This window comes from Bacteroidota bacterium (assembly GCA_018692315.1).
GTDB lineage: Bacteria > Bacteroidota > Bacteroidia > Bacteroidales > JABHKC01 > JABHKC01.
In genome coordinates, this window is sequence record JABHKC010000218.1 from 1 (window position 1) to 10,350 (window position 10,350).

The following is a 10,350-nucleotide window of genomic DNA, read 5'->3' on the forward strand; positions in this document are numbered from 1 at the left end:
AAGATAGTAACTTATTGGAAAAAAATATACATGAACTCCATTTTTATTTAAAAAATTAATGTTTTTTATCAAAGCTTGCATTTGTCTGTATTACAGAATATTAACATCATTTTGCTTGTTTTTATGAATTATGCAGGTTAGAAGTCCCCTTTAGTTATCAAAAAATTATTTCGCTAATAAATCGTTTATCTTTGCGACTTTTCGTAACAATTTTAATTTGAATGAAAATAGATAATTTATTAGATAAAGCTCTAAATAATAATTTTTTAAGTAAAGAAGAAGGATTATTCTTATACGAAACTGCAACAACACCGGAATTGATGTATGTTGCCAATGAACTTCGAAAAAAAGAAATTCCAGGAAATAAAGTAACATGGCTTATTGACAGGAATGTAAATATTACAAATGTTTGTAAGGTTGGCTGTAAATTTTGCAATTTTCACAGAAAACCAAAACAGGAAGATTCGTACATCACTAGCACCGATGAATATAAGCAAAAAATTGAAGAGCTTAAAAAGCTTGGAGGGAATCAATTTCTTTTGCAAGGTGGAATTCATCCAAAATTGGGAATTAAATTTTATTCAGACTTGTTCAGAGAATTAAAAGCTATATATCCTGAATTGAAACTTCACGCTTTAGGTCCACCGGAAATTGTTCATATTTCGAAAATGGAGAAAATGTCTTACGAAGACGTTTTAAATCAGCTTACTGAGGCCGGACTTGATAGTCTTCCGGGAGCTGGTGCTGAAATTCTAATCGATAGAGTACGCAATATTGTTTCGCCGGCAAAATGCAATTCCAATGAATGGCTGAACGTAATGCGTGTGGCTCATAAATTGAAATTGACAACATCCGCAACCATGATGTTCGGTCATATCGAAACAAAAGCCGAACGTATTGAACATTTAATAAAAATCAGAGAAGTGCAATCCGAAAAACCATCGGATTCGATAGGATTCATTGCTTTTATTCCATGGCCTTTTCAAGATGAAAACACAAAACTTTGGTTGAAAGAAAATGTTAGTAATTCGGTAACAGCCGATGAGTATATAAGGACAATTGCAATTAGTAGAATTCTTTTGCGAAATGTTCAAAATATTCAGGCTTCGTGGCTAACCGTTGGTAAAGAAGTTGGGCAAATTTGTTTGCATGCCGGAGCCAACGATTTTGGTTCAATTATGATTGAAGAAAATGTAGTTTCATCGGCAGGTGCTTCTCACGAGTTCGATGCAAAAGGTATGCAACAAGCTATTTCAGAAGCCGGTTTTGTTCCACAATTGAGAAATCAGAATTATGAAAGTTTGATTTGAGGGGACTTCTATAAATGCAAATTTCTTACGCCTTGAAATTTGCTATTTTTAGAAGCCCCCTTGAGGATTTGAGAATTGATTTTACGAAAAGCTTGTTTGCGTAAAGTAATTTTAATACTGCCTAAAATGACTTTTTGAAATAGTCATTATAGTTTATAGGTTTAAAGACAGAAAATTGAAAATTCATTCCCATATCTTCAAATTTCCAAATTTTCAAATTATCTAATCTCCTCCATTGCCAGATTCGGTGAAAACTAAAAAACCGAAAAAGATTAATATTGGGGATAAAACTATCAGACTGATTAAGGCTATTATTATTTCAATTATTCTTTCCATTAAATTTGGTTTTTATTCATTTTTTTTCAAAAAGCTTTGGGCTAATAACTTTTTAAAAACATTTCAATTAAACGCTTTATTCATTCAATTTATTATTGAATAGCTATATACAGACAAAGTTTTGGCTTTTATAGTTGCTTTTATTTTAGGACATTTTTTGCTCGACCACAAAAATTATTTAACAAGCTTTTTGTTCAAAGACTTGAGAAAACGAAAACTAAATCCCGTAATTATTTCTTCAATAAATTGAAATTTCTGAAAATGAAGTGGATAATTCCCGATAAGATAAAAATCAGACTAAAAATAAAAATTAACCAACTGAATGATTGCGGAATATATTGAAGCGACAAATCGAAAAGTTTTTCCCGAGACGGTAAAGACCATATTTCTGATATTGCAGAATTTTGTATAACAAACGAACAATAATCTATTGTAAACGAGACAATAGCTATAATCGAACCGATTACTAAAAGTAACCACTCAGTTTTTTTTATCTTAACATTTTGAAGTTTTTCATCGAAATATAAAATGATCAATGCGAGACTTATCATCAAAATAGATAAAATTATTGGTGCTATTACCGGCCCTATCCATGCTACGGGAATTAGAAATAATATATCCCATGTGAGAAAAGATGCAGGCCAATCAAGCAAAAGTTTTAGGAAAGCATAGTAGAAAATGTCCCAAATTGCAAATATGTATATGAAATAAGCAAATCGTTGCGAGAAATTTTTGCCGGCAATAATTCCTGCACCGAGCAACATTATCAAGGTTGCAAATTCTCGTAAAACCTCTGTTAGGGCAATATTTTCATCTATAGTTTTAAGCGGAAAATCGAATCCATCGGGATAGTAAAGAGCACGAAGATAAACAACTACCGAACTTTCTAAAAACGCCATAGCTATGCTAAAAAAAGTCAGCCATAAAATTGTTGATGAAAGGTACTTGTATTTCAAGGATTTACTATTTTAAATTCCAAATATTTTTTTGAATTTGTGAAAAATCTCAGTATTATCGAAAATTCCCATAAAGTTTTCGGCTCCAGGACCATAGGCAAAAACCGGTACCATAGTAGCTGTATGCCCATCGGTACAAAATTTCCCCTCAACTTTGCCAGTTGAAATATCTCCTCCTGTAATTGCATATCCGCCACATTCGTGGTCGGCTGTGATTACTACCAAAGTTTCGCCATCTTTTTTTGCAAAATCGAGAATCTGACCAACTACATTGTCAAAATCGACAGTTTCTTCCACAACATATTTTGAATCCTTGTCGTGTCCTCCCCAGTCTATCTGCGAGCTTTCAATCATCAGAAAAAATCCTTTTTCGTTTTGGCTTAAAACTTCAATTGCTTTTTTGCTTGCCATTTCGAGCATATTAGCTCTACCTTCCGAAAATTTTGGAGGGTGTTCATTATAAATCAATGCTGCAATTTTTTTTGAGTTTGAGTATTTTAATTCATTCAAATCAGAAATAATTGAATAATCTCTGGCTCTCAAACTATCAATCAAATTTAGGCTATCCTCTCTTTCTTCAAAATATTTTCTGCCGCCACCAACAAAAATGTCAATATCGGTTTTTAGAAAATCCATTGCAATTTCTTCATATTTCCCTCTGTCAGGATTGTGAGCAATGAAACTTGCAGGCGTAGCATGAGTAATTGCACTTGTTGCAACTAAACCGGTGGCAATATTATTTTTCTCGGCAATTTCTAATATTGTCGGTAGTTTTTTGCCTTGAGAATCGACACCTACATATCCGTTTTTTGTTTTTTTCCCAGTTGCATAAGCTGTACCTGAAGCAGCAGAATCGGTTATATAATTGTCAGCAGCCGATGTTTTTATAAAACCAATATGTTTGCATTGTGCAATATTCAAATTGTCTTTTTTTGCTGTTAAAGCAGCATAAACCTGCGAAACTCCCATGCCATCGCCAATCAGAAAAATTATATTTTTCGGGATTTTTGTTTCAGTTTTTGAAGAACAAGTTATTAGTAATGATATGCTTATAATAGCAAGTAAAAGTTTTATTTTCATCTCTTGTAATTTAATCTATTTAAAATTTCCTTTTGTCAGAAATCTTTTTTTCGAGAAGTCCGTTTTTATATATTGCATGAAAAATCACATGTCCTTTCGAATTATAATATTTTGTTGTGCCATGTTTTTCACCATTTTTATATTCGACTAGACTTCTGATTTCTCCATTTTCGAACCATACCGTCCATTTTCCGTCCTGTCTGTTGTTTTTGTAATTTTCTTGTCTTTGCTTATTTCCAAAATTGTTATAAAATGTCCATTGTTTATCTTTGAAACCCTCTTTGTAAGAGCCTGATATTATGACTGATTCATTAGAATTCCATGTTTTATAATCTCCATTTAGAACTCCGTTTTCAAATGATTCTTGCAATTGCTTTTTCCCGTTCGCATGCCAGTAGAGACTATTCCCATTTTTATTGTTATCTGTATATTCGATTTGGTATTTTATTTTTTCATTTTCATGCCAAGCTGTCCATTTTCCGTTCATTTTGCTATCAGAAAATTCCCCTTCCATTTTTTTAGTCCCGTTTTCATACCATTGAATCCAATTTCCATTTTCTTTTCCATCCTGAAAATTTCCCTCATGTTCTTTTTGTCCATTTTCATAAAATGTTGTCCATATGTCCGATTTTACTCCATTTTCGAAATTTCCGGTTTTCCAGATGTTTCCATTCCCGTACCAATATTTCCACTTGCCATCCATCTCGCCGTTTTTGTAATTTCCGGAATTTCCTAATTGCCCGTCGGTTCGCCAATAACTCCATTTTCCTTCTTGTACATCCTCCTCAAAATTTCCTTCAATATCTATTTGGCCATTTTTGAACCACCACTTTGCATGACCATCTTTTTCGCCATTTTTGAAATTAATTTCTGATTCTTTATTTTGATTTTTGTACCAATTGGTTTGCAGTCCATGTTTCTGGTTGTTTTCGTAAGAAACTTGTGTTTTCAGATTTCCATCTTCGAAATGAAAATTCCAAATACCTTGCTTTTTGTTGTCTATTATTTTTCCTTCAAATTCAATTTTCCCATTTTCGTACCAGGCAATATTTTTCCCGTTTTCATAATTATATTCGCTTTTCTGATTTCCGTTGGAATACCAAAATTTCCATGTTCCAGTTTTTTCACCATTTTTGTAAAAACCTGAAGACATTTTTTCTCCATTAATATACCATTTTGTCCAATTGCCTGTTTTTAAGCCATCTGAATAATCGCCCTCCGCTTTTTTGTTTCCACTTAGAAAATGTTCTAACAGATGGCCGTTTCCGTTTAAAATTTGCTGCTTACCTTCAATTATCCAATAGTTTAATACTTTTGAGGAGCTGTCAGCTAAAAAATATTCCTCGGAATGTTTATTGCCATTTTCAAACCATTTTGTCCAGAGACTATCCTTCTGATTATGTTTATAAAAACCATTGATTTTTGTTTTCCCGTTTTCGTACCATTCGTTGTATTCATTTTCTTGATTACCGTAGTAAAATTCTCCCTCATTTTTTTTGTTTCCGTTTGTGTAGAAATAAATTAGTTTGCCGTACAAATTTCCTTTTCGATATTTGGTTTCCTGAATTTTTCTACCTTTCTGGTCGTAATATATCCACAATCCTTCTTCCTGCCCAAGTTCGATTATTCCTTCGCTACGTTTGTTGCCATTTTTCCATTGTTCTATTACTTTTTCTTGAGAAAATGAATTGTTTATTATTAAAATTAATAAAATTATTATTGTTTTTTTCATTGTTTACTTAAATTGTAATTATTTTATATTCAGCTATTTGGTCTTATAAATAAATTTAAGAGTAAGGAAATTATTATTAGCGGTTTTCTTGTAGTTTAATTTGAAAACTAATAAAATGTCAAAGTTGTTATATATTTTAGCTTAAAGAGAAGTTTGATGGAGTTTATTCATTTAAATTTTCTTTTCTGAAATGTCTTGTATATTCATTGCTTGTTGGCTAAGAGTATTGATATTAATATTAGGAAAAAGATTTTTTTGCCATTTTGTGTAATCAAATTTTTCTTTTATTATCAAAGCAATAAACCTTTCCGCTGAAACTTTGCCCATATTATTCACGAGTGCATCAAATCCTTTCATTTTTATTTCTGTATCTGTTATCATATTCTTAATCGTTTAAGTTTGCTATAAATGTTAGCGGGTTTACTACTTTAATTTTGGAGTAATTTAATAATTTTTTTAGAATTTTGTCATCAGTTGTAAGGGAATAGTCACAATTACTTTCCACTGCACAGGCAACATGTAAAGCATCTTTGCTTTTTAATCCAATATTAGAAAGATTATTGGCTATTTCTAATATTTGTGCATTTTCAACAATGTATTGTTTTGCTTCAATTTCCCATTTTTGAATTAGATTCTTTCGTTCTTCAAACAGATTGAATGAGTTTTCATAGTCAAGAATATATGACCAAACCAGCTCAATTTTACCTTTTTTAATTTGATCCTGAACGTAAAGTTTTGCATGTGCTTCAAGTTGTATCCTAATCTGACTTTGATCATCGAAAGGACGATTGAAACAACAGTTATCAAGATAAACTTTCATAGTTTGTATTTTATTGAATAAAAATAAATTCAGCAAAATTTAAAGAACAATAAGACTTTTTAAAAGTAAATAAAAATCTACTCAGAATAATGCTTAGAGAAATATTTCAAATATTTACTAATGTCTTTGTCTTTATAAAAAACGGGGAAATTTTCTGATGATAGGACAAAATGACGAACATTCGATTTATTCATATCCTTGAAAACATCTGTATTTTGATCGATAGTTTTGAAATAACTCATTACATTTTTTTTGTTTTTTAGGCTTTTAACTGTTATCATTTCCAAATTCCCATCTAAAATCACACTTTTAACATTTAATTCAATCATGCTAAAAAAGTCGATATTGAAATTAGAAATATTAAACTTCAGTCTGTTTACATCTACAACTGAATTGTCGATAATGCAAATATAGTAGTGATCAGATTTTTCATCAAAATTGTAAATTTCTTCTTCATTTGTTGGTTTTTCGTTTTCAACAGTTTCAGAAGAATTTGAAAATGTATTTTCATTCTCAGAAAATTCCGAATTCCCATCGTTCATAATAGTAAGAATATTGTTTGCCGGTTCAGCAACTTCACTTTTCGGGAATTTAGAAATCAAATATTCAAGACTGGTTTTGAACGATTCTTTATCTTGAGTTTCTCCAATTGACAGAGCTTTGACAAATAAAAATTTTGGCATCAAAGTACTTTCTGAATATTCAGTCTCGGCTTTTGTAGAATTTGAAATAACCTTTACGTAGTTTTTAGATAAAAAGTCATTGTAAGTTTCTGTATATAAATAATCTACTTGCTTTTCTTTTTCCGACATTTCTTTCAAATAGTTCGGATTTGTGAGCATTTGAGCATATTTACTATCAGGATAATCTGTTATTATTATGTTTTTATATTTTGCAGCATTTTCGTTTTCGTTTAGCAAAAGCTCAAGTTTATATAGATTATAAAAAGTAGCGAGCAAATATAAATTTTCCGGAAATCTGCTATTCAGGTTTTTGAATGCACCAATAGAGAGTCCGTAATCAGAAAAATCGTCTTTGTAGATTTCTCCAATTTTGAACATTGCTTCCATTATTTTTGTGTCTGAAATTGTTATTAGGGAATCGTTTAGGGGCAGACCTCGCATGTAATATTCACGACTTTTATTATCTATTTTTTTCTTTTTCCCTTCGCCATCTTCACCTTCACCTTCTTCACTATCAGCAAATTCGTCCTCAAAACTTACAATCGATTTATTTGCACGCCGCCAATTATCTTCAAGTTTTCGTTTTCCCCAAAGTCGCGAAAATTCTGTTTGCCCAAAACTCATGGCTGTAGGATTGTAGAAATACCAACCACTTCCAGTAATGTTTCTATTTCTCGGATCGCGCTGGTTTTGCTTAAAAAGCTGGGTGTTCATTTGTTGCTGGCGCTGAAGCTCTTTTAGTTTCTTTTCTTCTTCTTTAACTTTTTCGATAATCTTATCAATCAGACCGTTACGTTCTGATTCTGGCAAATTTGCAACATATTGTAAGCTATCTTCTAGTTCGACTATATTTATATTTTCAACTAATTTGTTTAAGTTTTTCGATTTTTTGCTAATCAAATCGTAATCCTGGTATTCTTCGCTAAGAAAACTAACACAACTATCATAGTAAACTTGTGCCTTTTTGTAGTTGGGAATAAAGAAGTAAATATCGGCAGTTGCCAAATACGACATCGACATTTGGTCGTAATTTCCAACACTTTTCCAAGCCGACATTTTATATAATTCTACAGCTTCTTTATATTTTTCTTGCTTAAAAGCAATGTTGCCGAGAGCATAATATATCTGATCTTGATATTCAATATTTTTATCGTCTTTTAGCATTTTGTTCAGATCTTTCAACAGCTCTTTGCCGCTTCCACCGCCATCGTAGGAAGTTGCGAGGCGAATTTTTGCATTGAATGTAAGTTCGTATTCAATATTTTTGTCGATTACGATTTTGTATTGTTCGCTTGCTCTTTTGAAAATTTCCAACTCTTCATAAATTTGCCCAAGAATGAAAGTATATCTGATTTTCAGAGTTTTCTTGCGAGTATTCTCAATTGTCTTTTTTAGTTTGGGAATTGCATCCTGATAGTTTTCCTGCTTCAAATAGTAATCTGCAAAAATTGAAAAAAGTTCTCCTTCAAGATTTTTCGGGAATTTTCGGTCGCCCTCAAGCAAATTCAATATTTCTCGTGCTTCTTCGTATTTTTCCATTTCGTTGTACGAACGAGCCAACCATAGTAAAGCATCATATTTTATTTCTTCTTCGCTATATTCTTTTACTAAATAATTGAAAGATTCTATTCCTGAATAAAAATCGTGCTTATAAAAATGGGCTTTTCCCATGAGCAAATACGCATCGTCAACCCAGGCATTGTATTCTTTTTTGTTGTAAAATTCTCTTCTTTTTTTTGTGCTTTTCCCTTTTTTTCGTTTTGGTTTTGCTGTAATTGAATGAATCTTAATAAGTTTTGAGGCTTTCTTAATGGCTTTATCCATATCTGGAAAAACATTTCTGGCTATAGACTCATCTCCATACTTGAACATTGATAAAATGGCTGCATAATTGTCGTCAAACGATTGGTCAATTTTTTTGACTCCTGATTTCATGGCTTCTTTGCCATTAAAATAAACATTATAATGTGATGTCAAATTATGATATGTTCGGCTTGGCATGGTGTTTTTCGAAGTAGAGCAATTGTTGAAAATTATTATCCCTACAATAATGCTTAGCGAAAACAATAATATTTTTCTAATCAAGACTTTAAATTTTAATACATTAAAAATCAAAAATTATTTTTCAAAGTTTATAGCAAATAGCGAAAATCTTTTTATTATCAAGCTATTAACTAACTGAAAAATAAACTTTACTTTTGCAAAAATATTTTATTTTTTAATAATTACTTTGAATTTCTTTATTAAAGTAAAAAAAACCTAAGTTTTGAATGAAAAATTCATCGAAATTTGAATACGGAAAAGTTGTTGTAGTAACAGTATCGCATTTTGTTCATGATATTTATTCCTCTTTTTTAGCACCAATTTTACCCTTGTTGATTGAGAAGCTTAGTTTGAGCTATTCGTATGCAGGCTTGCTGCAAGTTGCACAACGGCTTCCTATGGTTTTCAACCCATTCATTGGCATGTTGGCCGATAAAGTTAGTATGAGATATTTCGTAATTGTTACACCTGCCATAACTTGCATAGTTATGAGTTTTTTAGGATTAGCAAGCAATTTTGCGATTTTGGCTATCCTTCTTTTCATTGCAGGATTGAGTGCCGCTTTCTATCATGTACCTTCGCCAGTTATGATTAAGAAAGTATCGGGAAATGAGACCGGAAAAGGCATGAGTTTTTATATGATAGGCGGGGAACTTGCCCGAACTTTTGGGCCTTTATTAATTCTTGGCGGAATTTCGATTTGGGGGCTCAACGGGACTTATAAATTAATTCCTTTCGGAATTGCAGCCTCAATTTTTCTGTTTTTTCAATTAAGAAAAATTGAAGTTTCAACTCATATAAATAGTAGTTTCAAATATTCTGAAGCACTAAAACTACTTAAAAAACATGCTGCATTTTTTGGCTTAATCACTGCTATAATTTTTTTTAGTTCGGCAATGAAACTTTGTTTGACACTATTTCTTCCCACCTACTTAACTTCAATGGGTTCGAGTTTGTGGATTGCCGGAATTTCGCTTTCAGTACTTCAGTTTTCGGGGGCTGGCGGAACTCTTATTTCGGGGATTGTTTCGGACAAAATAGGGAGGAAAAATATGCTAATTATTATTTACTTATTAAATCCGCTACTAATGTGGCTTTTTATTTATGCCAATAGTATTTTAATGATACCTATCCTCATATTGTTAGGTATTTCTATGTTTGCACCCACTCCGGTTTTTCTTGCCTTTGTGCAAGATATAAAAACTGAAAGGCCTGCCTTCATGAATAGCATTTTTATGACAATAACATTTGTGATAGGAACAATTTCGGTGATGCTTGTTGGTTTTTTAAGCGATAAGTTTGGACTGATTTTCACATTTAAAATGTCAGCTATTGCTGCGATTTTATCTATATTTTTTGTTTTTAAGCTTCCAAAGGTTGAAGTTAAATA

Annotated in this window: 8 protein-coding genes; 2 read left to right on the forward strand and 6 right to left on the reverse strand. The window is 31.7% G+C overall.

Annotated features, from left to right (window positions below; genetic code table 11):
* Window positions 1–221 precede the first annotated feature (221 nt).
* Window positions 222–1,310, forward strand: a complete 1,089-nt coding sequence (mqnC, locus tag HN894_16000) for a dehypoxanthine futalosine cyclase (protein MBT7144826.1) — start codon at window positions 222–224, stop codon at window positions 1,308–1,310.
* A gap of 566 nt (window positions 1,311–1,876) precedes the next feature.
* Here mqnC and HN894_16005 read toward each other — a convergent pair.
* The 6 genes from HN894_16005 to HN894_16030 form a co-directional block, all read right to left on the reverse strand.
* Window positions 1,877–2,545: a hypothetical protein gene (locus tag HN894_16005; protein ID MBT7144827.1), complete on the reverse strand. Its 669-nt coding sequence runs from the start codon at window positions 2,543–2,545 to the stop codon at window positions 1,877–1,879.
* A gap of 69 nt (window positions 2,546–2,614) precedes the next feature.
* Window positions 2,615–3,682, reverse strand: a complete 1,068-nt coding sequence (locus HN894_16010) for an alkaline phosphatase (GenBank protein ID MBT7144828.1) — start codon at window positions 3,680–3,682, stop codon at window positions 2,615–2,617.
* Window positions 3,683–3,701: 19 nt separating this feature from the next.
* A complete protein-coding gene (locus tag HN894_16015; protein MBT7144829.1) occupies window positions 3,702–5,414 on the reverse strand; it encodes a hypothetical protein in 1,713 nt (570 codons plus the stop codon).
* Between the two features lie 171 nt (window positions 5,415–5,585).
* Entirely contained in the window at window positions 5,586–5,795 is a 210-nt protein-coding gene (locus HN894_16020) for a hypothetical protein (GenBank protein MBT7144830.1), read from the reverse strand.
* Window positions 5,796–5,799: 4 nt separating this feature from the next.
* The gene (locus HN894_16025; protein MBT7144831.1) at window positions 5,800–6,234 is read right to left on the reverse strand and encodes a PIN domain protein; all 435 of its coding nucleotides are present in this window, start codon (window positions 6,232–6,234) and stop codon (window positions 5,800–5,802) included.
* Between the two features lie 77 nt (window positions 6,235–6,311).
* Window positions 6,312–9,002, reverse strand: a complete 2,691-nt coding sequence (locus HN894_16030; GenBank protein ID MBT7144832.1) for a tetratricopeptide repeat protein — start codon at window positions 9,000–9,002, stop codon at window positions 6,312–6,314.
* 185 nt (window positions 9,003–9,187) lie between these two features.
* Here HN894_16030 and HN894_16035 point away from each other — a divergent pair.
* The coding region (locus HN894_16035; protein ID MBT7144833.1) for an MFS transporter at window positions 9,188–10,350 on the forward strand (1,163 nt) is incomplete at its 3' end.

Coding starts and splice junctions, on each gene's coding strand:
- HN894_16020 (MBT7144830.1), bottom strand. CDS start 5,795: ATGATAACAGATACAGAAATAAAAATGAAAGGATTTGATGCACTCGTG.
- mqnC (MBT7144826.1), top strand. CDS start 222: ATGAAAATAGATAATTTATTAGATAAAGCTCTAAATAATAATTTTTTA.
- HN894_16010 (MBT7144828.1), bottom strand. CDS start 3,682: ATGAAAATAAAACTTTTACTTGCTATTATAAGCATATCATTACTAATA.
- HN894_16015 (MBT7144829.1), bottom strand. CDS start 5,414: ATGAAAAAAACAATAATAATTTTATTAATTTTAATAATAAACAATTCA.
- HN894_16025 (MBT7144831.1), bottom strand. CDS start 6,234: ATGAAAGTTTATCTTGATAACTGTTGTTTCAATCGTCCTTTCGATGAT.
- HN894_16005 (MBT7144827.1), bottom strand. CDS start 2,545: ATGGCGTTTTTAGAAAGTTCGGTAGTTGTTTATCTTCGTGCTCTTTAC.